Origin of the sequence: Candidatus Devosia phytovorans (genome assembly GCA_029202405.1) — a bacterium.
GTDB lineage: Bacteria > Pseudomonadota > Alphaproteobacteria > Rhizobiales > Devosiaceae > Devosia > Devosia phytovorans.
Genome location: CP119312.1, coordinates 3,639,747 through 3,661,283, shown reverse-complemented (window position 1 = coordinate 3,661,283; position 21,537 = coordinate 3,639,747). Strand labels below are relative to the sequence as shown.

Below are 21,537 nucleotides of genomic sequence, written 5' to 3'. Positions count from 1 at the left end.
GCACCGCCAACAGAGACGTTGAATCCAAGCCATGATGCACATCGCCCTGACCTTCGATAACAGCTTCTGGGCGCCGGCCTATGCCACCATGCGCTCGGTCTGCCTGTTCACTCACCGCCGCGAAGAGCTGGTGTTTCACCTGCTGCACCGCACGCTGAGTGACGAGCATCGCGCCGACCTGGCTAAAATCCAGGACGAATTCCCGGTGCACCTCGAATGGTATGATCTCGACCAGTCGGACATGTTCAGCGACATCGCCGCGCGCATGCCCGAGAACAAGCGGCTGTCCAACATTGTCTACGCCCGGCTGATGATCGACCGGCTGGTGCCCGCAGATGTCACCCGCATCCTCTATCTCGACTGCGACATGCTGGTGCGCGACGACATTGCGTATTTGTTTGAGCTCGATCTGTCAGGCAATGCCATCGCCGCCGTGCGCGACACCATGGGCGCCTTCATCACCAGCGGCCGCAACCTCGCTGCCAACCGCGACCTGTTCAACACCGCCGACTATTACTTCAACGCCGGCATGCTGGTGATCGATGTCGCCAAATGGCGCGACGCCGACATCATCGGCCGCATGGAGGAAGCCAATCGCACCGGGGTGATGCAGCGCATCTATTACGACCAGGATCTGCTCAACCTGATCTTCAAGAACCAGTGGCTGAAGCTCGACTGGCGCTGGAACACCATCGATGCGCGGCGACAGCACGAAAATCTCGATCCGGCCATCCTGCACTATACCGGCGAGCGCAAGCCCTGGGGCCTGTTTGCCGGGATGCTGCAGACCGTCGCCTTCGGCCGGCTCTACCGCCACGTGATGACCAATGACCTGTTCTACCGCTTCGCCCGGCACCGCTGGCAGCGCTGGTGGAAGAAAAAGCTAGGCCTGCGCTGAACGCACAGGCCGAGCACGGGGCCTAATTGTCGTTGACCCGGCGGCGATATTCGCTGGCGAGGTAGATGACGAAAACGGCAAATGCCGCGCCGATCCCCACCTGCAGCCAGTCCATGCCGGCAATCAGGTCCATGGCAAAGGCCACGCCGCTGAAACTGCTTTCCGAGGTCAGCCAGCCCTCGACATAGGGCGTGTCTGGCAGCGAGCCGCGATACTCCATGAATTTCCAGGTGGCCGTATCAAACGGGTGGATACCCCCCAGCGTCACCCATTCCAGCGTCGAAACCAGCGCCGGCAGCAGCAGCGAGATCGGAATGGCCCAGCGCCCCACGGCGGTGGCGATCGCCCCCACCAGCGCCATGGCCGGCAGATACCACAGCAAACCACAGACCAGCGTCACGAGAATGGTCAGCGCCACCTGCCCATATATCCCCACGATATTGCCCAGGGTGGCCACGCTCGCCGTGCCATTGATCAGCATGGTCACATAGGCCACGCCATAGAGCAGCAGCCCGCTGAGCAGCGCGATGCCGAAGATCGTGCCCGGCAGCACGGTGATCCCGGCTACCAGCTTGCTCAGCAACACCTTGAAGTCGCTGACCGGCATGGACTTCCAGAACAGCATGGCATTGTTCCTCTTGTCGGCGGCAAAGCCGTCGGCGCAAAAGAAGAACAGCACGGCCATCATGTAGAGCGACCAGCCCATGCCGAAGAACAGGAAGCCCACCTCATAGACGCGCAGCGGCGCTACGGTGAACAATTGCCCCGAAAAGCGGGCGTCGACCCGCCCCACGGTAAAGGCGAGGATGGTGGCGCCGAACAGCACGGCAACCAGAATCAGCGGCCCGATCAGGAAGGCCCCGCGATGTTCGATCAGCTCGCGATGGACGAGCGCGGCAAAGGCCTTCATCGGGCAGCCTCCGGATTGGCACTGGGTCGCTGCATCAGCGCGACGAAGAGGTCGGATAGCGTCGGTGTCGACAGCCGGCCATAGGGCTCGAGCGTGACGCGATCCACCCCGTCAAAGATCATCACGGTCTGACCGAAGCGGGTCTCCTCATAGACCGGACCATGCCGGCGCGCGGCGTCCTGCAGGTCGGGATCGTTGACGACAAGCTGGGTGAACTTGTCATTCACCGTCTCCATCTGCATGTGGAGGATCATCTCGCCGTCGCGGATGAACATGATGTCGCTCAGCATGAACTCGATCTCGTCCACCTGGTGGGTGGTGATGATCAGCGTCCGCTCCTCGGTCATATAGTCTTCCAGCAGCCGCCGGTAGAAGCGCTTGCGATAGGTTATGTCGAGCCCCAGCATCGGCTCGTCGAGAACCAAGAGCTTGGCATCGATTGCCATGACGACCGCCAGATGCAACTGCGCCACCATGCCCTTGGAGAGATGCTTGACCTTCATCTCCGGCTTGATGTCGGTGCCCTCGAGGAAGCTGCGCGCCTTTTCCGGAGAAAAGTTGGGATGAATATTGGTCAGCAGCGCAAAGAGTTCGCGCACCCGCAAGAACCGCGGCAGGCTGGCGACGTCGGAGATGAAGGCGACATTCTCCATCAGCTTGGCACGCTTGGCGAAGGGGTCTTCGCCCAGAACGCGGATCGTGCCTTCACAGCTCGTGAGGCCCAGCATGGCATTGAGTGTCGTGGTCTTGCCCGCGCCATTGTGGCCGATCAGCCCATAGATGCGGCCGGGCGGAATGTCGAAGTCGAGCCCGTGCAGGATTTCCTTGCGCCCGAATTTCTTGCGCAACCCGCGGGCGGAAACGATCGGTTCGATGGCAGTCGATGATGCAGTCGCGGAAAGCTCAGTCATTGGTCTGCCTCTGGCTGGACGGCGTGGTGAGAAGGCTTCTGACGTCGAGCTCGAGCGCCTTGATCTGGGCGGCGATGCGCGGCCAGTCTTCCTTGAGAAACTTGTCGCGTTCATGGGCGAGCAGCTCGGCCCGCGCTCCGGATTTGACGAACATACCTAGCCCTCTGCGTTTTTCGACGACGCCAACATCGACCAGGGCGTCGAAGGCCTTGGTCACCGTCAGCGGATTGACCGAAAGTTCGGCGGCGATCTGGCGGACCGAGGGCAATGCCTCGCCCTCCTTGACCGATCCGCGCAGGATCATCTCGATAAGCCTTTGCCGGATCTGCACGAAGATCGGCTGGCTGGAGTGGAAATCATCCATGTGTCTCGCTCGTATAGTGTTCTACTAAACTAGCACACTAAAGTATCCCGTCAAGCCCGATTCCGCGAGGGGCTTTCCGTGCAGTCTCCGTGAGGCTAGAACCGCCCCATGGTCCGCTCGTTCCTTTTTTCGCAAGACTCTGCCGATGCCGCCACCACGCGGTTGATCGCGACGGCGGCACAGGTCACCGGCTTCATGAAAGGCGAGCCCGGCGTGGCCAGAAGCGGCTGGTATCAGCCGGGCGCCGACAACACCGCCGTGCTGGCCGGACTGTACGCCGCGCTCGTCGCCACCTATCCCAAGGCTGGCCCGGCCTTCCATGCCGTTCGCCTTTGGACCAACCTGCTCTGGCAGCCGGCCTACCTGGCTGTCATCGCGGCGCATATCCATGGCGCCATGCCCGATCTGGGTGGCCTCAGCCAACAGAGGCGCGGCATCTTTGTGGACGGCTATCGGCTGTTGCCCGGCACGCAGATACTCGGCGATCCCGAAGCCCTGATTGCCAATGCTGGCGCGCAATTGCGCCCCGTGGCCGAGAAAATGCTGGCCGAGGTCAATGTGCTGGCAAAACTCAAGCCCCTGCCGGCCCGCCGCCTGTTTGCCGATCGCATGCTGAGCCTAATGGTCTGGCTCAGCCATCGCCGCCGCGACCTGCCGCTGGAGCAGGTGGAGACCTATACGGCACTCTGGCTGGATGCCCTGGGTCTCACCGGCCAGGGCGCTCTGCAGCGCGTCGAGGGACCACAGGGCCAGCGCCTGCTGATTGTCCGCCGCAAGGGCTGCTGTCTCGACTACCTGATCGATGCCACGACATACTGCAGCACCTGTCCCAAGCAGGACGATACCGTGCGGGTGGCACGGCAGACGGAGAATGCTCTGGCGGAACTGGCTTAGTGCCATGCCCTCGTGTTCCAGGGTCGCTTCGCTCCCGCCTCACCATGAGGGCTGTTGGCGCATCGAATTCTCAGTAACCCTCATGGTGAGGTGCGAGCTTTTGCGAGCCTCGAACCACGAGGGTGTGGCACCAAAGCCCTAGTCGAACGCCTCTTCGGGATAGACCCCCCAGAGCTCGTCCTGATGCATGAAGCCCGAATAGGTCGTGTTGCGCTGGTTGGGCGCCTGGCCGCTGGCCGAAACCTCGCACCAGGTGCCGTCGCATTCCTTGATCGTCACTTTCAAGCCCGGGCCCAGCTGCGCCCGCACGCTCGATTCCGCCGAACGGTTCGACAACAGCGGCGTCTCGGCATTGGCCATGATCGGCGTCACATAGCCGGCGCGTGTTCCGACCAGCAGGTTCTGATGGATCCAGCCTTCGTCGCCATCAATGTCGCGGATTTTGCGCCAGGTATCGAATTCCTGGATGATTTCGACCGGCACGCCCGATTTCACATAGGTCCAGACAATGTCATAGCGCTCGCCCGGACCCACGCGCACATTGATCGGCTCGCTGCGCGTCGTGACGAAGCGCGGCAGCGGCAGTCCGCTCGGATTATTGGCCTGCGCATGCGCTGCCGGCACCAGAAGCAGCGCGACAAGAACGAAAACGGACAGGTGGCGGAAGAACCTGGCGCCAGACGCGACGCAATGACGGGCAATGATGGGCTTCACGGTCTCGTCAAACATGACTTTTCAGGAAAAGGAATTTAACCTATCACTAGCCGATGATCCTTAATGGGCACTGAAGCCTGGCATTTTCCATGCCTTCAGGCGCCGCTGATCCCGGAACGCATGGCCAGCCATAAACCGCAAATTCTCGTGACCCGGCGTCTGCCCGAGAGCATCGAGGCCCGCATGGCCACCCTGTTTGACACCCATGTCAACGAGGGCGACGTGACCCTGACCGGCGACGATATCATCGAGGGTCTCGACGGCAAGCATGTGCTCGTCTGTTCCATCACCGACCGCATCGACGCCGAACTGATTGCCCGCCTGCCCAAGAGCGTGCGGCTCATCGCCCAGTTCGGCAATGGCGTCGACAATATCGATATCGAGGCCGCCTGGGCGGCGGGCCTCACCGTCACCAACACCCCTTCCGTGCTGACCGAAGATACCGCCGACATGGCTATGGCGCTGATGCTCGCCCTGCCGCGGCGGTTGGTCGAAGGCACGCAGATGCTGCTGCGCGATGGCGCCTGGGCTGGCTGGTCGCCCACCTCCATGCTGGGCCATCGCCTGCGCGGCAAGGCACTCGGCATCGTCGGCATGGGCCGTATCGGCACGGCAGTGGCCCAGCGCGCCCGCGCCTTCGGCCTCAACATCCACTATTTCTCGCGCCAGCAGAGGCCCCTGGCCGTTGAGACCCCGCTCGGCGCCACCTATTGGGACAATCTCGACGCCATGCTGGCGGCGGTCGACATCGTCTCGCTGCACACCCCGCACACGCGCGAAACGTTCCATATTCTTTCGGCCGAACGCATTCGTGCCATGAAGCCGGGCAGTTTCGTGGTCAATGTCAGCCGCCCCGAGCTGGTCGATGAAGTGGCGCTGCTCGACGCCATCGAACATGGCCATCTGGCCGGTGCTGCCCTCGACGTCTTCGAGAACCGAAATGGCATCGATGCGCGCCTGCTGGCCCTGGCCGAAGCCAACAAGGTGGTGCTGACGGCGCATATGGCCTCGGCGACATTGGAGGCCCGGGTGGAAATGGGCGAGACCGTCATCGTCAATATCCGCACCTTTATGGACGGCCACCAGCCGCCCCATCGCGTGCTGCCCGAAGGTGTGCATGGCCGCCCACCCCGCGCCACGGACTAGCCGGCTTACCCCTGTATCCCGTTAAGCTCGCCTGAGCGGGCAGATTGACTGCACGGCAGCAAAGGCCTAATTCCGCGCGATGAGCAAAGACAACAAACCAACCGGCCCTAGCCAGCGCATGCTGCGCGTTGGCGAACTGGTGCGCCATGCGCTGGCCGCCATCTTCGCCCGCGGCGATGTCGAGGACGACGCCCTGCGCGGCGCGGTGATCACCGTGCCCGAAGTGCGCATGACGCCCGACCTGAAGCTGGCCAATGCCTATATCATGCCGCTGGGCGGGGCCCATGCCGAGGAAGTCGTGGCGGCGCTTAACCGCCATAACAAGTTCATCCGCGGCCGCGTGGCGCCGCAGATCAATATGAAATACGCGCCCAACCTGCGCTTTTATGTCGATGACACCTTCGAGGAAGCCGGCCGCATCGATGCGCTGCTGCGCTCCGACAAGGTGCAGCGCGACCTCGAAGACGACGACGGCGACGACGCGTGAGTGACAAGCCAAAACGGTTGAAACGCCCCGTCTCCGGCTGGGTCGTGCTCAACAAGCCCTATGAAATGACCTCGACCCAGGCCGTGGGCAAGATCCGCTGGCTGTTCGGCGCCATGAAGGCCGGCCATGCCGGCACGCTCGATCCACTGGCCACCGGCATTCTGCCGATCGCCCTGGGCGAAGCCACCAAGGCCGTGCCCCAGGTACAGGACGGCACCAAGGTCTATCGCTTCTCGATTGTCTGGGGCAGCGCTACCACGACCGACGATACCGAGGGCGAAGTCATCGCCACTTCCGATGTCCGTCCGGACCGGTCTGCGCTCGAAGCTGTCCTGCCGCAGTTCACCGGCGTCATCATGCAGCGTCCCCCGATCTTTTCCGCGCTCAAGGTGGATGGCGAACGCGCCTACGACCTCGCCCGCGCCGGCGAGACCGTGGAACTGCAGCCCCGCGAGATCGAGGTCGACGAAATCGAGCTGATCGAACACGGCACGGAGCGGACTATCCTCGAAGTGGTCTGCGGCAAGGGCACTTATGTGCGCTCGCTGGCCCGCGACATTGCCGAGACCCTTGGCACCCGCGGCCATGTGGGCACCCTGCACCGCGCCGATGTCGGGCCCTTCCACGATGAAGATGCCGTCACCATCGACCAGCTCGAGGCGCTGAGCCTTGAGGAGCGTGATGCCCTGCTCAAGCCGGTTTCCGCCGGCTTTGCCGACCTGCCCGAAATCCGGCTCGACCCGCAGCAGGCCACCGCCGTCCGCCACGGTAACCCGGTGCTGCTGACCGGTGCCGGCGCCCCCGCTTCGGTCGACGAATGCTGGGCCAGCTTCAAGGGCGACTGCCTTGCCACCGGCTGGGTCGAATTCGGCCAGTTCAAGCCCAGGCGGGTGTTCAACTGAAATGAAAAAGGCGGGGAGTGATCCCCGCCTTTTCTCTTCCTAGCGCAGGAAGAAGATGATGATGATAATCAGCCAGATCGGCACGCCGAGAAGCCAAAGTCCGATGCCACGTAGCATGTGATGTTCCTTTCCTGACTGTTAGAAGCGCTTGAAGATACCGGCAAAGACGGTGTTTTCGTCGCGGTGATTGCCGCCCTTCTGGGCCGCCCAGAAGGCGCCGATGGCCGAAACCAGCAGCGAGGCAGCCAGAAGGAAGGCACCGATGATCGTCGTGTTGCGGGCGATCCGGGCAGCTTCGATAGCTGTCTGGCGAGCTTCCTCGACGCTGGTGATGGCCTGGTCGACGCGGGCTTCGGCTTCCGGCTGCGGGATGCCCGTATTGGCGGCAACAACGCTGGCCAGATAGGTGCGGTCTGCATCGGCAACGGCGCCGTCGCCAAGCGCAGCCTGGGCGAAGATCCGGCCCGCCTCGGCACGGGCACCATCGGCATCGACCGGCTGGGTCGTGCGGAACATGGTGTCGATGAAGTAGGCGTTGGGGTCGACGGCATCGGCAGCGCCTTCGGCGACATTCGAAGCGGCGGTGGTTGCGGTCGCCGCCACATTGCCGGCGGTGCTGGCTGCAGCGCCAATGCTACCAACGGCGATTACGGTGCCAAGGATGGCAGCGCCGGCCCAGACCAGCAGGCCATGGGCACCGTCACGCAGGTCGCTCTCGTCCTCGGTCGCATCGAAATAGCGGCGACGCAGACGGCCGGTCAAATAGCCGCCAGCCATGAAGCTGGAGATCTGCACCCAGAGCAGCCAGGTTGCGGCGGCAATGCCGACGAAGATCGGATTGGGACCGTCGCCATAGCCGAATTCAAGGAAGTTCAGCCCGACAGCCGAACCGAAGGTGACCAGCACCAGGCTGATCGCAGAGGCGAGGACAATGCCCGCAATAATGGCGGGCCAATCCACATAGGAGGACTGGTCGCGGTTGGCGGCGGGTGACTCGACGATGGCTACGCCCGCGGGCGCGTCAATGGTCATGGCTATGGCTCCTGTTTTTGTTTGTGGCTCTGGCCGTGAAAATCAGGCGAGACCGATGAACGACAGGATGGCCATGACGATGACGATGAGGCCGACGATATAGATGATGGAGTTCATGGGGATATGCCCTTCTTGGTTGACGCATTCAGTGGCACTTCAACCGTGCGCGGCACGGAATCGTTCCGGAGTTGCATCAACTTTGTGCACGGCGCCGTGAACTCGGCCGGGAACGGCAAAAGGCGGGGCGCCAGCCCCGCCTTTCACAAGAAGTCGTCAAGCATGCTTGACGGTTACAGCCCGTCGGTCACGACGGTCGTATAGGCGCCTTCCGGCTCGGCCTTGATGATCGACTGGTCGAGCAGCGCCTTGACCGTACGGTCATAGGTCGCCATGTCGAGCGCCGGATCGGCAGGGTCGACCAGCTTGGCCACTTCGCCGGTCATGTAGAGCTGGTGCTCCAGTGTCGCGGCGCCAGTTTCGTCCATGTCGACAACGATTTGCGCGGCTTCTTCCGGATTGGCCGCGGCATATTCCCAGCCCTTCATCGAGGCCCGCACGAAGCGGGTGTAGGCATCCACCTTGGCCGGATCGTCGAGGCTGTCTTCCATCACATAGAGACCGTCTTCGAGCAGGTCGTTGCCCAGTTCGGTATAGTTGAAAATCGTCAGGTTATCAGGACCATAGCCAGCATCGAGCGCCTGACCATACTCGTTGTAGGTCATCACCGAGATACAGTCCGCCTGGCCCTGGATCATCGGCTGGATGTCAAAGCTCTGCTGCAGCACGGTGACGCCGCCTTCCGAACCATCGGTGGCAATGCCTTCCTTGTTCATCCAGGCAAAGAACGGATATTCATTGCCGAAGAACCAGACACCCAGGGTATGGCCGGGAAAGTCAGCAACCTCATTGATTTCGGTCTCGGTCGGGCAGATCATCATCAGGCCCGAGCGCTTGAACGGCTGGGCGATATTGACCAGCGGCACGCCGGTATCGCGCGCCGCCAAGCCGGCCGCCATCCAGGTGACGATGATATCGGCGCCACCGCCGGCGATCACCTGTTCCGGAGCAATGTTGGGGCCGCCGGGCAGGATGGTGATGTCGAGATTCTCCTCGTCGTAGAAACCCTTTGATTCAGCAACGAGATAGCCGGCGAACTGCGCCTGCGTGACCCACTTCAGCTGCAGCGTCAATGCGTCCTGCGCAAAGGCGGGAGCGGCCGAAAGCGCCAGAGCGCTGACCAGCAAACCTCCAATAGACTTCTTCATTTTTCGTTCCCTTTTCCCTGTTACGCCCGTCCACCACGGACAGACGGATGCCAGAAGGTGGCGCCCCTTTCGATGAGGGCAATCACCCCGTAGAAGGCAGACCCCGCGATCGCTGCAACGGCGATCTCTGCCCAGACCAGATCGATGGCCAGACGGCCAACGCCTGTAGAAATTCGGAAGCCCATTCCCACAACGGGCGTCCCGAAGAATTCCGCTACGATTGCGCCGATCAAGGCCAGAGTCGAGTTGATCTTGAGGGCGTTGAATATGAAGGGGCCCGCAGCGGGGAGCCGAAGCTTCATAAGGGTTTGCCAATAGGAGGCGGCATAGGTGCGCATCAGGTCGCGCTCGATATTGGATGCGGCATTGAGCCCGGCCACCGTGTTGACCAGCATGGGGAAGAAGGTCATCGCGACGACGACCGCGGCTTTCGATTGCCAGTCAAAGCCGAACCACATGACCATGATCGGCGCGATGCCGATGATGGGCAGGGCCGACATGAAATTGCCGATCGGCAGCAGCCCCGCCTTGAGGAAGGGCGAACGATCGACCAGCACCGCCACAACCAGACCGGCAAGGCACCCCATGACATAGCCGGGCAGCACGGACTTGACGAAGGTCTGGACGAAATCGGCCCAGAGGATGCCGGTCGAATTGGCCAGCTGCGCCCCGATCATCGAGGGCGGCGGCAAGAGCACCGGTGGCACATTGGCGCCGCGCGTCACCACTTCCCAGATGACCAGCAAGGCCACGCCAAAGGTGATCGGGATGATCAGCCCCAGGCCCGCATTGTCCGACAGGCGTGGCGCCAGCACCTTGCTCAGCCGCTCAACGAAGAGCCAGGAGAAGAGCCAAGCCACGATCAGCGCCATCCAGAAAAAGGCCGGCGCCGGCTGAAAGATGCCGATCGAGGTCAGCACGGCCACCGCACCCAGTACGGCAAAGGCACCATCGGCCCAGAGCCCGATGGGGATGAAGAAGCGGATCAGCGACAGGAAGCCGAGGCCGAGAAAGGCCTTCAGCAGCAGCGCCTGTTCGAAGGGCGTGACAAAGCTGAGCGCAAAGCCAGCCGCGGAAAGTCCACCGGCAACGAGGGCAATGAAGAATTGCAGCTGGCTCATGCCGGGCGCACTCCCATCCGGGCGTTGACCGCTTTTTCCGCCGCCCCGACGATAACGACCAGTACCGCCGCCAAAGCCGCCGCGATAAACAGTGCCGCCCAGATCTGGATGGTCTGGCCATTGTAGGAGCCAGTCAGCAGGCGCACGCCCAGCCCGCCACCGGCGGCATTGGAAAGCTCGGCCACCACGGCGCCGATCAACGAAATGGCAATACCGACCTTCATCGAGGCGAAGAGGAAGGGCATGGCGGCCGGCCAGCGCAGCTTCCAGAAACTCTGCCAGGGCGAGGCGTCATAGGTGCGCATCAAATCAAGCTGGATGCCCTCGGGCGAGCGCAGTCCTTTGACCATGCCGACCACGACCGGGAAGAAGCTCAGATACATCGAGATCAGCGCCTTGGGCAAAAGCCCGGTCAGCCCGACGGCGCCGAGACCCACCACCACCATGGGCGCGACGGCCAGGATCGGAATGGTCTGGCTGGCAATGATCCACGGCATCAGCGAACGATCGGACGCGTCATTATGGGTGATGATGACCGCCAGACCCACCCCCAGTGCCGTGCCCAGCACAAAGCCGAGGAGGGTCGAGGAGAGGGTGACCCAGCCATGATAGGCCAGCGACCGGCGCGAGGTGATTTCCAGCGCCATGGTCCCGTTCCAGATCTCGCCCAGCACCTGATGCGGCGCTGGCAGGATCGGCTTGTCCTGTGACCAGGTCTGTAGTGCAAAATCGGTGAAGGGGACGTCCACCAGATCGGCGCGGCCATTGAGCGTATTCTGCCAGGGCGCATTCATCGAAATGGCTGCGCCATACCAGATGGCGACGATGGCAAGCAGGATGGTGATGACAGGCAGGACGCGGTTCACACGTGATCCCCGTCATAGCTATGCCCGGCGCGCAGACCGTCGCGCACGCGTGCCGCGATGGCCAAAAATTCCGGCGTTTCGCGAATGTCGAGCGGACGCTCGCGGGGAAGGTTGCTCTCGATCACATCGGTGACGCGGCCGGGGCGCGGCGACATGACGACGATCTTGGTCGAAAGATAGACCGCCTCGGGAATGGAATGGGTGACAAAGCAGATGGTCTTGCTGGTGCGATCCCAGAGTTTGAGCAATTCGGAATTGAGATGGTCACGCACGATCTCGTCCAGCGCGCCGAAGGGCTCGTCCATCAGCAGCAAGTCGGCATCGAAGGCCAGGGCGCGGGCGATCGAGGCGCGCTGCTGCATGCCGCCGGAGAGCTGCCAGGGATATTTCTTTTCGAAGCCGGAGAGATTGACCAGATCCATGGTGCGCTTGATGCGCTCGGCCTGCTGGCTCTGGCCATAACCCATGATTTCGAGCGGCAGGGCGACATTCTTTTCGATCGTCCGCCAGGGGTAAAGCGCTGGCGCCTGGAAGACATAACCATAGGCCCGGTCCTTGCGGGCGTTTTCCGGTGTCTGGCCATTGATGGTCAGTGTGCCCGAGGTCGGTTGTTCCAGATCGGCGATAGTGCGCAGGAATGTGGTCTTGCCGCAGCCCGAGGGGCCGATGAAGGAAACGAACTCGCCCTTGTTGATGGTGAGATTGACGTCGCTGAGCGCAATGACGTCACCGTCATTGGTCTTGAAGGTCAAGCCCAGGTGACTGGCCGAGATGACCGGGCTGGCGCCCGTCGGCTTGGAAGCAATATGCGGCGACGTCTCGGACAAGCTCTTGTGCCCCTCTCGCTATTTCCATCGGGGACCAGGTGCCCCTTCGTCGCCCGATGGCCAGACTTTTCTATTGCGGGCTCTCTAGCAAGCGCCGTGCCGTTTTCAGGGGTCCTGAAACATCTGTCCGAACACTCCGCTCCCCCGGCAGGTGCCTGTTATTTCATCACTCTGCTACACGCCGGTTGCCGGAATGCCGGCGCGTTCGACCTTGCGCGGTGCAACGATTTCCTTCCACTGGCTCAGCGCCCGGTTGACCGGGTTTTTCGCTTCGCGCGCAATGAACTTCCCATGGCCCGCCTCGGCCTTGATCTCGTTTTCGACGATGGAAACCTTGCCGCGGCTCAACACATAGCGGGGCAGGCCCTTGACCTCGAAACCCTCGAACACATTGTAGTCGATGACCGACTGTTGGCCCTTGGCCGAAATGGTCTTCGTCCGCTCCGGATCCCAGACGATCAGATCCGCATCGGCGCCGACCAGCACCGCGCCTTTTTTCGGATACATGTTGAGGATCTTGGCGATATTGGTCGAGGTCACCGCGACGAATTCATTCATGGTCAGCCGACCGGTGTTGACGCCCGCCGTCCAGAGGACGGGCAGGCGGTCTTCGAGGCCGCCCGTGCCATTGGGGATCTTGGAGAAATTGCCGACGCCATTGCGCTTCTGCTCGGTGGTGAAGGCGCAATGGTCAGTGGCGACGCAGGATAGCGAGCCCGACTGCAACCCGGCCCAGAGCGAGTCCTGATGCTGCTTGTTGCGAAACGGAGGCGACATGACGCGACGGGCGGCATGATCCCAGTCGGCATTGAAATACTCGCTCTCGTCGAGCGTCAGGTGCTGCACGAGCGGTTCGCCATAGACACGCATGCCCTTCTGGCGGGCGCGGCGAATGGCTTCATGGCTCTGCTCGGCCGAGACATGCACGACATAGAGCGGCACGCCGGCCATGTCGGCAATCATGATAGCGCGATTGGTCGCTTCGCCCTCGACTTCTGGCGGACGCGAATAGGCGTGACCCTCGGGGCCATTATTGCCTTCAGCCAGCAGCTTTGCCGTCATGGCGGCGACGATGTCGCCATTCTCGGCATGCACCAGCGGCAGGGCGCCGAGATCGGCGCAGCGCTGGAACGACGAGAACATCTCGTCGTCATTGACCATCAGGCTGCCCTTGTAAGCCATGAAATGCTTGAAGCTGGTAATGCCGCGATCGACCACTTCGGCCATTTCGCGCCAGACCTGTTCGTCCCACCAGGTGATGGCCATGTGGAAACTATAGTCGGCCGAAGCCTTGCCGGTCTTGTTGTCCCACATCTGGAGCGCTTCGAGCAGGCTCTGGCCAGGATTGGGCAGGCAGAAATCGACCACCATGGTGGTGCCGCCGGCCAGACCCGCGCGGGTACCGCTCTCGAAATCATCGGCGGAATAGGTGCCCATGAAGGGCATTTCCAAATGCGTATGCGGATCGATGCCGCCCGGCATGATGTAGCAACCCGTCGCGTCGAGAACCTCGTCGCCGGACAGGTTCTGGCCGATCTCGACGATCACATCGCCCTCGATCTTGACGTCAGCCTTGTAGGTCAGATCGGCCGTGACGACTGTGCCGCCCTTGATCACTTTGCTCATGCTGCATTCCCTTTAGTCTATAGCCGTCTCCACGGCTTATGTCCGTCCGACCCGCACGCACCCCTCAGCGCTTTTTGCAGATCGTTTATGTCTTACTCAAATTGGCCAGCAGAAACCGGCCGCCACGCACTCAGGCGCGGACGTCAAGACTCCATTGGTCGGCGTAGTGGTTCAAGCTTCGGCGAGATTGAGGCGCTTCTCGACTCGATCAAGCCTGTCATCGATGCGATCAACCCGGCGCGAGATGCTGGCATATTGCTGCTCAAGCAGGCCAACTCGTTCCTTGATCTCAAGATGATACTGCGTGTGCAAGGCAAGTGTGCCCTGAATCTGCTTGAGCGTCTCGTATATGAGTTCGTTCGTGACTGCGTCGGGCATGTTCGCGTCCCCAATCGTACAAAATGTACGCCCATCTGCATCACTCGACAATCTCCGCGGTCTCAACCACAGCGTGGAACAATACATCGGCGCCGGCCGCTGCCCAGTCCTTCGAAATCTCTTCGGCTTCGTTGTGGCTGAGGCCATCGACGCAGGGACACATGATCATCGTGGTTGGGGCGAGGCGATTGGTCCAGCAGGCGTCATGGCCGGCGCCCGAGATGATGTCCATGTGACTGTAGCCGAGCTTTTCAGCTGCTGAGCGCACGCGACCGACGAGCACAGGATCGAAGGCCACGGGATCGAAGTGCCCGACCGCTTCCATCGCATAGCCGACGCCAAGCTCGGCGCAGATGGCCTGCGCGCGTTCTTCGATCTGGCTGCGCATGGACGTCAGCTTGCCCAGTTCAGGCGAGCGGATATCGACGGTAAAGACCACCGTGCCCGGCAGCACATTGCGGGAGTTGGGCGAGAACTTCATCTGTCCGACGCCGCCAACGGCGCCCGGCTGGTGCGCCATGGCGATCTCCTGCACCGCCTCGATAATGCGGGCGGTGGCAAGACCGGCATTGACGCGCATCAGCATCGGCGTCGATCCGGTGTGGGCTTCCTTGCCGGTCAGTGTGAATTCGAGCCACCACAGGCCCTGGCCATGCGTCACCACGCCGATCTGCTTGTTCTCGGCTTCAAGGATCGGGCCCTGTTCGATGTGATATTCGAAATAGGCATGCATCTTGCGCGCGCCGACCTCTTCCTCGCCGCGCCAGCCGATGCGGGCCAGCTCCTCGCCATAACTCTTGCCCTCCTGGTCCTTGCGACCATACGCATAGTCTTGGGTGTGAATGCCGGCAAAGACACCCGAGGCCAGCATGGCCGGGGCAAAGCGCGCGCCCTCTTCATTGGCCCAGTTGGTGACGACAATCGGGTGTTTGGTCTTGATGCCGAGATCATTGAGCGAACGCACGACCTCGAGCCCGGCGAGAACGCCCAGCACGCCATCATACTTGCCGCCAGTCGGCTGGGTATCGAGATGGCTGCCGACATAGACCGGCAGCGCATCCGGGTCGGTGCCGGGATGGGTCATGAACATCGTGCCCATCTGGTCGACGCCCATGCTAAGGCCGGCTTCGTCGCACCAGCGCTGGAACAGGCGGCGGCCTTCGCCATCCTCGTCGGTCAGCGTCTGGCGATTGTTGCCCCCGGCAATGCCGGGGCCAATCTTGGCCATGTCCATCAGGCTGTCCCAGAGCCGGTCACCATTGATACGAAGGTTTTCGCCTGGGGCAGACATGGGCATATTTCCTATTTGACGCTCGGGAACGAGAATTCGGCACCACCCTTGATGCCGGCGGGCCAGCGGGTGGTGACGGTCTTGAGGCGGGTATAGAAGTGCACGCCTTCGGGGCCGTAGATGGAGTGATCGCCGAACAGGCTTCGCTTCCAGCCGCCAAAGGAGTGATAGGCGACCGGTACCGGGATCGGCACATTGACGCCCACCATGCCCACCTCGATCTTGTCGGCAAACTCGCGGGCAGCATCGCCGTCGCGGGTGAAGATCGCGGTGCCATTGCCATATTCATGCTCGTTGATGAGCTTGACGGCCTCAGCATAGTCATTGGCGCGCACGACCGAGAGCACGGGGCCGAAAATTTCTTCCTTGTAGATGGTCATTTCGGGCGTGACATTGTCGAACAGCGTGCCGCCGACATAGTAGCCGCCCTCATAGCCCTGCAGCGAGAAGCCGCGGCCATCGACGACCAGCTCGGCGCCCTGCTCGACGCCGGAGTCGATATAGCCAAGGATCTTGTCGCGGTGCATCTTGGTGACGACCGGACCCATTTCGGCGTCCTTGTCGGTTGCCGGGCCGATCTTGAGGCTTTCGACGCGCGGCTTGAGCTTGGCAACAAGCGCATCGGCAGTTTCCTTGCCCACCGGCACGGCCACCGAAATGGCCATGCAACGTTCGCCGGCCGAGCCATAGCCGGCACCCATCAGCGCATCGGCAGCCTGGTCCAGATCGGCATCGGGCAGGATCACCATATGGTTCTTGGCGCCGCCCAGGGCCTGCACGCGTTTTCCCGCCTTGGTGCCGCGCTGGTAGACATATTCGGCAATGGGCGTCGAGCCGACAAAGCTCACCGCCTTGATGTCAGGATGGTCGAGAATACCGTCGACCATTTCCTTGTCGCCGTGAATGACATTGAGAATGCCTTCCGGCAGGCCCGCCTCCATGAAGAGATTCCAGGCCAGCATGGGCGCAGACGGGTCGCGCTCGGAGGGCTTGAGGATGAAGGCATTGCCGCAGGCAATGGCCGCCGGATACATCCACATCGGCACCATGGCCGGGAAGTTGAAGGGCGTGATGCCGGCCACGACGCCGAGCGGCTGGCGATCCGAATAGCTGTCGATCGAGGGGCCGACATTGCGGCTGAACTCGCCCTTGAGCAGCTGCGGAATACCGCAGGCGAAATCCACGCAGTCGATGCCGCGGGCGACTTCGCCCAGGGCATCATCATGCACCTTGCCATGCTCTTTCGATATCTCGCGGGCGAGATCATCGGCATATTGATCGAGCAGCGCCTTGAACTTGAACATGACGCGGGCGCGCTTCATTGGCGGGGTATTGCCCCAGGCAACCTGCGCCTTCTTGGCCGCAGCCACGGCATCGTTCAGCTCGCTCAGCGTCGACAGCGGTAGTTCGGCCGATTGCTCACCAGTGGCCGGATTAAACACGGGCACGCGGCGCGTTGAAGCGGAGACATAGCGCTTGCCGGCAACGGCATTTTCGATCGTGTTCATCAGTCGATACTCCGCAGGACGGCGCGAATGCCATCAATCAGTTCGGCAATCTGCGCCTTGGAGATGATCAGCGGCGGGCTGAGCGCGATAATGTCGCCCGTGGTGCGGATCAGGAACCCGCTCTCATAGGCGGCGAGGAATGCCGAGAAGGCGCGCTTGGTCGGCGAACCGGCAATCGGTTCTAGCTCGATGGCGCCAACCATGCCGATATTGCGGATGTCGATGACATGCGGCTCGCCCTTGAGCGAATGCAGCGCCTCGGCAAAATGCACGCCCATCTCGGTGCCGCGGGTGAGCAGGTCTTCGTCCTTGTAGGTTTCGAGCGTGGCGAGAGCCGCCGCCGAGGCTACCGGATTGCCCGAATAGGTATAGCCGTGAAAGAACTCGATGACATGCTCCGGGCCGCCCATGAAGGCGTCATGGATTTCCGAGGATACCAACACGGCGCCCATCGGTATGATGCCATTGGTCAGGCCTTTGGCGGTGACCATGATATCTGGCGTCACGCCAAAATAGTCGGCGCCGAATGGCGTGCCGAGGCGGCCAAAGCCGGTGATGACCTCGTCAAAAATCAGCAGAATGCCATGCTTCTTGGTGATCTCGCGCAAGCGCTTGAGATAGCCGGCCGGCGGGATCAGTACACCGGTCGAACCGGCTACCGGCTCGACGATGACGGCCGAAATTGTCGAGGCATCATGCAGCGTGACGATGCGTTCCAGCTCGTCGGCCAGTTCGGTGCCATATTCGGGCACGCCCTTGGTGAAGGCGTTCTTGGCAAGGTTATGGGTGTGGGGCATGTGATCGACGCCGCCGAGCAGCGTGCCGAACATCTTGCGGTTGGTGACGATGCCACCCACCGAAATGCCGCCGAAATTGACGCCATGATAGGCGCGTTCGCGGCCGATCAGCCTTGTGCGGGCGCCGTCGCCCTTCACGCGATGATAGGCTAGCGCAACCTTTAGCGCCGTCTCGACCGATTCAGACCCCGAATTGGTGTAGAGCACATGGTTTAGCCCATCGGGGGCGATATCAACCAGGCGGTTGGCCAGCTCGAAGGCTTTCGGATGGCCCATCTGGAAGGCCGGCGCATAGTCGAGCTCGGCCGCTTGCTTCGCGATGGCTTCGACGATTTTCGGTCGTGCGTGACCGGCGTTGACGCACCACAGGCCCGCCGTACCGTCCAGCACCTGGCGGCCATCGGAGGTCGTGTAATGCATGTCCTTGGCCGCGACGAACATGCGCGGGTTTTTCTTGAACTGCCGGTTGGCGGTAAAGGGCATCCAGAACGCACTCAGGTCGTTCGGCGCCACACTATTGGAATTGGTCACGGAAACCCCTCGCTCCCATTGATCGGCTTTGGTCGATTTTGGCTCTTGACGGCGAAGCGCTAAGTCCCGAAATTTTGACCAATTGGAAAAATGTTAGCACTCCCAAACTTTCTAGCAAGGCGAAAATGCCGCCCACAAAGCTGAAAAGTGCCGAAAGCCCCGTTACGCCCAAACGGCAGCACAAGGCTGATGCCAAGGCGGCAGCCCATGCGCCGGCCAAAGTGCGGCCATTGACGCGCATCCAGCGCGAAAAGCAGGACATCATCCTCGAAGCGGCGCTGGAAGTGTTTTCGCTGCACGGCTTTCGCGGCGCGACGATCGACCAGATCGCCGAGGTCGCGGGCATGAGCAAGCCCAACCTGCTTTACTATTTCCCGCGCAAGGAAGAGATCCACCGCCGGCTGATCTCCGAACTTCTGGTAAACTGGCTGGCGCCACTCGAGGAAATGGACGCCAATGGCGATCCTTTCCCGGAGATCCGCTCCTATATTCGCCGCAAGCTGGAAATGGCCCGCGACTTTCCCCGAGAAAGCCGGCTCTTTGCCAATGAAATGCTGCAGGGCGCACCGCGCATTATCGAAATGATCGAGGTCGATCTCAAAAATCTCGTCGATGAAAAGGCCAAGGTCCTGATGGGCTGGATGAGCGAGGGCAAGCTCGCGCGCACCGACCCCTATCACCTGATCTTTTCCATCTGGGCCACCACCCAGCACTATGCCGATTTCGACGTCCAGGTCCGCGCCGTGCTCGGGCCGGGACGCGGTGGCGAGGGACGTTTCGAGGACGCCGCGCGCTATCTCGAACAGCTCTTCCTCTTCGGCCTCACCCCGCGCAAATAGGCAAGGGGCCATTCATTTGACAGTCTGCCCCGGGCAATCCTAGGGTCGCGGATCGGAGGACAATGACATGGCTCAACAGGTACGCGCCCATATCATGCTGTCGCTGGATGGCTATGGCACCGGCACCGACCAGAGCCGGGAACGCCCCTTCGGCACGATCGACCCCAGGCAGTTTGCGAGCTGGATGTTCGAGGACGGCGAGAATAATCGCGATGAGATCGCGGCGGTCACCGACTACGGCGCCTTCGTCATGGGTCGCAACATGTTCGCAGCGCCCGGGTCCGACGTCTGGGAAGAGGCATGGACCGGCTGGTGGGGCCCCAATCCGCCCTATCACGCACCGGTCTTTGTGCTGACGCACCACGAGCATGCGCCACTGGAAATGGAAGGCGGCACGATCTTTCATTTCGTCACCCAAGGGCCGGAAGTGGCGCTTGAGCGCGCTCGGGAAGCAGCGGGCGAGCGCAATGTTTCCATAGCCGGCGGCGTCACCACCTTGCGCCACTATCTCAATGCCGGCGTGGTCGACATGCTGCATCTCAAGCTCGTGCCCCAGCTTGCCGGACAGGGCGAGAGGCTGTGGGATGGCCTGACGGCACAACTCGAACCCGTGGGTGCGCGTGCCACGCGCTTCGTCACCCATCTCGACTACAAAGTCGTCAAGCCTTAGCCGACTTGCCCATACGGCCGAGGTGGGTGGATTTGAAATCGCCCAGTTTCAAGCCATATCCGAGCATACGGTCGAAACCAATATGCGCCGTCCAGATGGCGGCAAGGCCGAAGGCCAATGGACCGGTGACGAGGCCGAGCAGGGCCAGCAGTGCCGGCGCAGCATAGGTATGGCCAAGATTATAGGTCAGCGCGCCAAAGCTCTTCGAGCGCAGATAGCCCAGCATCAGCAGATCCGGCGCCAGAAAGAGCAGCGCGAACACCCCCCAGGACTGGCCAAGCCAGATATAGGCGGCGATGCCCAGGCCCAAAGCGGCGACGCCTTCAAGCCTTTGCAGCAGGATCGGGTCGGACAGGCGAGATGATGTGCTCATGGCGAAACCTCATGGAGTGGATTGCACTCAACATGGGGTGATGCAGCCATGATGGGAACTCGCCGAAATCCGGTGCTGGATATTCAGATTTGAATAGGTCTACGGATCAAGCTCCGGATAATGCCGGAACAGGTCATCCTCATTATTGGACAGGCGTCGATCGCTCTTGAGATAAGCGGCGATATTGGGCCGGCTCCGCACAAGGTCATGCAGGGCACGCAGCTTGGGATAATCATTGCCGATCCGCGCCATCAGTTTGGGGAAGGCATAGTCGATGCTGCTAATCACCTGGAACAGTGACAGGTCGGCATAACTGAGCCTGGCACCCACCAGATGTGTGGCGCCTTCAGGATTGCGCTCGAGGATGGTTTCGAACCAGCCGAGGAATTTGGGGACGCGCTGCTCGCGGAACTCTTTCGCCCGCCGTACTGCCTCGGGCTTTTGTTCTTCGTAATAGGCGCCGGCGCCGAGAGGATGGTGCGCGTCATGTCCCTCGACGACGAAGTCGGCGATGGTCAGTTGGATTTGCTGCGTCCAGAGCCTGAGCCGCGCATCCTTTGGCGCCAGATCAAGCCTATCTCCAAGATAGAACAGAATTGTCGAAACCTGGCCGACGACGGTCTCGCCATGCCTGAGGAAGGGTGGCGCGAAACCGGGTGTCTCCAATTTTTCACCTAGCGCTTCGATCACGACGTCGCCCTGTTCACGGGCGACGTCCTCATAGGCGACGCTCGCCTCTTCCAGTGCCAATCGAATGAATTCGCCCCGGCCCTGAATGCCGGTCCAGTAGTAAAGTTCATAAGCCATCAGGTCGGAACCAGCGCCGGCGGTTAAGGTTCCGCGGCGCGCTTTCGCATTTTGCACAAGGATATTGGCCGCATTCCCGCCACATTTGACCCAAGGAGGACGTGGAATTGGTGGAGTTATCCACGGCGCCAGAGCCAAAATGCCGGATTTTGGCACTTGAGCCGGAACCGTGACCTCATGGCCACACCGCGCAAGATGAATCCAAGGGCTTGACGAGTCCGACGTCGATTCCGGCCAGATTCGTCGCGATAGTGGATTCATTTCCTCCAGTTTGGTGCACCCATTCAGCAAGCAGGCAGAAATGCAGCCGCGAATCCTGCAACTATCCACCAGACCCGGGCTCTTGGGGGCCACCTGAGGCAAATCGGGCACATTGTGGC

23 protein-coding genes are annotated in these 21,537 nt (G+C 61.6%); 7 read left to right on the top strand and 16 right to left on the bottom strand.

Annotation, left to right across the window (positions count from 1 at the left end):
- The first annotated feature begins 31 nt into the window (after positions 1-31).
- Positions 32-898 (top strand): glycosyltransferase family 8 protein, encoded by an 867-nt coding sequence (locus tag P0Y65_17860; GenBank protein WEK04029.1) that lies wholly within the window; start codon positions 32-34, stop codon positions 896-898.
- A 22-nt stretch (positions 899-920) separates the two neighbouring features.
- On the opposite strand, the gene P0Y65_17855 is transcribed toward P0Y65_17860, so the two are convergent.
- The 3 genes from P0Y65_17855 to P0Y65_17845 are packed head-to-tail and all read right to left on the bottom strand — an operon-like array spanning position 921 to position 3,083.
- Complete coding sequence (locus P0Y65_17855) at positions 921-1,808, bottom strand: hypothetical protein (GenBank protein ID WEK04028.1); 888 nt, start codon at positions 1,806-1,808, stop codon at positions 921-923.
- Entirely contained in the window at positions 1,805-2,719 is a 915-nt protein-coding gene (locus tag P0Y65_17850; GenBank protein WEK04027.1) for an ABC transporter ATP-binding protein, read from the bottom strand. The genes P0Y65_17855 and P0Y65_17850 overlap by 4 nt, the downstream gene beginning before the upstream one ends.
- Complete coding sequence (locus P0Y65_17845; GenBank protein WEK04026.1) at positions 2,712-3,083, bottom strand: GntR family transcriptional regulator; 372 nt, start codon at positions 3,081-3,083, stop codon at positions 2,712-2,714. The genes P0Y65_17850 and P0Y65_17845 overlap by 8 nt, the downstream gene beginning before the upstream one ends.
- A 108-nt stretch (positions 3,084-3,191) precedes the next feature.
- On the opposite strand from P0Y65_17845, the gene P0Y65_17840 reads away from it, so the two are divergent.
- Entirely contained in the window at positions 3,192-3,977 is a 786-nt protein-coding gene (locus P0Y65_17840) for a siderophore ferric iron reductase (GenBank protein WEK04025.1), read from the top strand.
- A gap of 138 nt (positions 3,978-4,115) precedes the next feature.
- On the opposite strand, the gene P0Y65_17835 is transcribed toward P0Y65_17840, so the two are convergent.
- Positions 4,116-4,706, bottom strand: coding sequence for an SH3 domain-containing protein (locus P0Y65_17835; GenBank protein WEK04024.1), 591 nt, complete (start codon positions 4,704-4,706; stop codon positions 4,116-4,118).
- A gap of 105 nt (positions 4,707-4,811) precedes the next feature.
- On the opposite strand from P0Y65_17835, the gene P0Y65_17830 reads away from it, so the two are divergent.
- From P0Y65_17830 to truB, 3 genes are all read left to right on the top strand, one after another.
- Complete coding sequence (locus P0Y65_17830; GenBank protein WEK04023.1) at positions 4,812-5,837, top strand: D-glycerate dehydrogenase; 1,026 nt, start codon at positions 4,812-4,814, stop codon at positions 5,835-5,837.
- A gap of 79 nt (positions 5,838-5,916) precedes the next feature.
- Positions 5,917-6,324 (top strand): 30S ribosome-binding factor RbfA, encoded by a 408-nt coding sequence (rbfA, locus tag P0Y65_17825; GenBank protein ID WEK04022.1) that lies wholly within the window; start codon positions 5,917-5,919, stop codon positions 6,322-6,324.
- Positions 6,321-7,226: a tRNA pseudouridine(55) synthase TruB gene (gene truB, locus P0Y65_17820; protein WEK04021.1), complete on the top strand. Its 906-nt coding sequence runs from the start codon at positions 6,321-6,323 to the stop codon at positions 7,224-7,226. The genes rbfA and truB overlap by 4 nt, the downstream gene beginning before the upstream one ends.
- 138 nt (positions 7,227-7,364) lie before the next feature.
- Here the strand turns inward: truB and P0Y65_17815 are convergent, their stop codons facing one another.
- The 10 genes from P0Y65_17815 to P0Y65_17770 form a co-directional block, all read right to left on the bottom strand.
- On the bottom strand, positions 7,365-8,258 hold the full coding sequence (locus P0Y65_17815; GenBank protein WEK04020.1) for a hypothetical protein: 894 nt from the start codon (positions 8,256-8,258) through the stop codon (positions 7,365-7,367).
- A 290-nt stretch (positions 8,259-8,548) separates the two neighbouring features.
- Entirely contained in the window at positions 8,549-9,523 is a 975-nt protein-coding gene (locus tag P0Y65_17810; protein WEK04019.1) for an ABC transporter substrate-binding protein, read from the bottom strand.
- A 20-nt stretch (positions 9,524-9,543) separates the two neighbouring features.
- Positions 9,544-10,644, bottom strand: a complete 1,101-nt coding sequence (locus P0Y65_17805) for an ABC transporter permease (protein ID WEK04018.1) — start codon at positions 10,642-10,644, stop codon at positions 9,544-9,546.
- Positions 10,641-11,510 (bottom strand): ABC transporter permease, encoded by an 870-nt coding sequence (locus P0Y65_17800; GenBank protein WEK04017.1) that lies wholly within the window; start codon positions 11,508-11,510, stop codon positions 10,641-10,643. Before P0Y65_17800 ends, P0Y65_17805 begins: the two co-directional genes overlap by 4 nt.
- Positions 11,507-12,316: an ABC transporter ATP-binding protein gene (locus P0Y65_17795; GenBank protein WEK06832.1), complete on the bottom strand. Its 810-nt coding sequence runs from the start codon at positions 12,314-12,316 to the stop codon at positions 11,507-11,509. The genes P0Y65_17800 and P0Y65_17795 overlap by 4 nt, the downstream gene beginning before the upstream one ends.
- A 195-nt stretch (positions 12,317-12,511) precedes the next feature.
- Positions 12,512-13,963, bottom strand: coding sequence for a dihydropyrimidinase (gene hydA / locus P0Y65_17790; protein WEK04016.1), 1,452 nt, complete (start codon positions 13,961-13,963; stop codon positions 12,512-12,514).
- A gap of 171 nt (positions 13,964-14,134) precedes the next feature.
- Entirely contained in the window at positions 14,135-14,341 is a 207-nt protein-coding gene (locus P0Y65_17785; GenBank protein ID WEK04015.1) for a hypothetical protein, read from the bottom strand.
- A gap of 40 nt (positions 14,342-14,381) precedes the next feature.
- Positions 14,382-15,632 carry a Zn-dependent hydrolase gene (locus P0Y65_17780; GenBank protein WEK04014.1) on the bottom strand — a complete coding sequence of 417 codons (1,251 nt, stop codon included), beginning with the start codon at positions 15,630-15,632 and terminating at the stop codon, positions 14,382-14,384.
- Between the two features lie 11 nt (positions 15,633-15,643).
- On the bottom strand, positions 15,644-17,140 hold the full coding sequence (locus P0Y65_17775; protein WEK04013.1) for a CoA-acylating methylmalonate-semialdehyde dehydrogenase: 1,497 nt from the start codon (positions 17,138-17,140) through the stop codon (positions 15,644-15,646).
- Complete coding sequence (locus P0Y65_17770) at positions 17,140-18,468, bottom strand: aspartate aminotransferase family protein (protein ID WEK04012.1); 1,329 nt, start codon at positions 18,466-18,468, stop codon at positions 17,140-17,142. The genes P0Y65_17775 and P0Y65_17770 overlap by 1 nt, the downstream gene beginning before the upstream one ends.
- A gap of 125 nt (positions 18,469-18,593) precedes the next feature.
- Between P0Y65_17770 and P0Y65_17765 the strand changes: the two genes are divergently transcribed.
- Positions 18,594-19,307: a TetR family transcriptional regulator C-terminal domain-containing protein gene (locus P0Y65_17765; GenBank protein ID WEK04011.1), complete on the top strand. Its 714-nt coding sequence runs from the start codon at positions 18,594-18,596 to the stop codon at positions 19,305-19,307.
- Positions 19,308-19,374: 67 nt separating this feature from the next.
- Positions 19,375-19,977, top strand: a complete 603-nt coding sequence (locus P0Y65_17760) for a dihydrofolate reductase family protein (protein ID WEK04010.1) — start codon at positions 19,375-19,377, stop codon at positions 19,975-19,977.
- Here the strand turns inward: P0Y65_17760 and P0Y65_17755 are convergent.
- Both P0Y65_17755 and P0Y65_17750 read right to left on the bottom strand, forming a co-directional pair.
- On the bottom strand, positions 19,967-20,350 hold the full coding sequence (locus P0Y65_17755; GenBank protein WEK04009.1) for a DUF4260 domain-containing protein: 384 nt from the start codon (positions 20,348-20,350) through the stop codon (positions 19,967-19,969). The two genes, P0Y65_17760 and P0Y65_17755, sit on opposite strands and share 11 nt — an antisense overlap.
- Positions 20,351-20,449: 99 nt before the next feature.
- Entirely contained in the window at positions 20,450-21,157 is a 708-nt protein-coding gene (locus P0Y65_17750; protein WEK06831.1) for a glutathione S-transferase, read from the bottom strand.
- Positions 21,158-21,537: the final 380 nt, after the last annotated feature.

Coding starts and splice junctions, on each gene's coding strand:
- P0Y65_17860 (WEK04029.1), top strand. CDS start 32: ATGATGCACATCGCCCTGACCTTCGATAACAGCTTCTGGGCGCCGGCC.
- P0Y65_17855 (WEK04028.1), bottom strand. CDS start 1,808: ATGAAGGCCTTTGCCGCGCTCGTCCATCGCGAGCTGATCGAACATCGC.
- P0Y65_17850 (WEK04027.1), bottom strand. CDS start 2,719: ATGACTGAGCTTTCCGCGACTGCATCATCGACTGCCATCGAACCGATC.
- P0Y65_17845 (WEK04026.1), bottom strand. CDS start 3,083: ATGGATGATTTCCACTCCAGCCAGCCGATCTTCGTGCAGATCCGGCAA.
- P0Y65_17840 (WEK04025.1), top strand. CDS start 3,192: ATGGTCCGCTCGTTCCTTTTTTCGCAAGACTCTGCCGATGCCGCCACC.
- P0Y65_17835 (WEK04024.1), bottom strand. CDS start 4,706: ATGTTTGACGAGACCGTGAAGCCCATCATTGCCCGTCATTGCGTCGCG.
- P0Y65_17830 (WEK04023.1), top strand. CDS start 4,812: ATGGCCAGCCATAAACCGCAAATTCTCGTGACCCGGCGTCTGCCCGAG.
- rbfA (WEK04022.1), top strand. CDS start 5,917: ATGAGCAAAGACAACAAACCAACCGGCCCTAGCCAGCGCATGCTGCGC.
- P0Y65_17815 (WEK04020.1), bottom strand. CDS start 8,258: ATGACCATTGACGCGCCCGCGGGCGTAGCCATCGTCGAGTCACCCGCC.
- P0Y65_17810 (WEK04019.1), bottom strand. CDS start 9,523: ATGAAGAAGTCTATTGGAGGTTTGCTGGTCAGCGCTCTGGCGCTTTCG.
- P0Y65_17805 (WEK04018.1), bottom strand. CDS start 10,644: ATGAGCCAGCTGCAATTCTTCATTGCCCTCGTTGCCGGTGGACTTTCC.
- hydA (WEK04016.1), bottom strand. CDS start 13,963: ATGAGCAAAGTGATCAAGGGCGGCACAGTCGTCACGGCCGATCTGACC.
- P0Y65_17785 (WEK04015.1), bottom strand. CDS start 14,341: ATGCCCGACGCAGTCACGAACGAACTCATATACGAGACGCTCAAGCAG.
- P0Y65_17780 (WEK04014.1), bottom strand. CDS start 15,632: ATGTCTGCCCCAGGCGAAAACCTTCGTATCAATGGTGACCGGCTCTGG.
- P0Y65_17775 (WEK04013.1), bottom strand. CDS start 17,140: ATGAACACGATCGAAAATGCCGTTGCCGGCAAGCGCTATGTCTCCGCT.
- P0Y65_17765 (WEK04011.1), top strand. CDS start 18,594: ATGCCGCCCACAAAGCTGAAAAGTGCCGAAAGCCCCGTTACGCCCAAA.
- P0Y65_17760 (WEK04010.1), top strand. CDS start 19,375: ATGGCTCAACAGGTACGCGCCCATATCATGCTGTCGCTGGATGGCTAT.
- P0Y65_17755 (WEK04009.1), bottom strand. CDS start 20,350: ATGAGCACATCATCTCGCCTGTCCGACCCGATCCTGCTGCAAAGGCTT.
- P0Y65_17750 (WEK06831.1), bottom strand. CDS start 21,157: ATGGCTTATGAACTTTACTACTGGACCGGCATTCAGGGCCGGGGCGAA.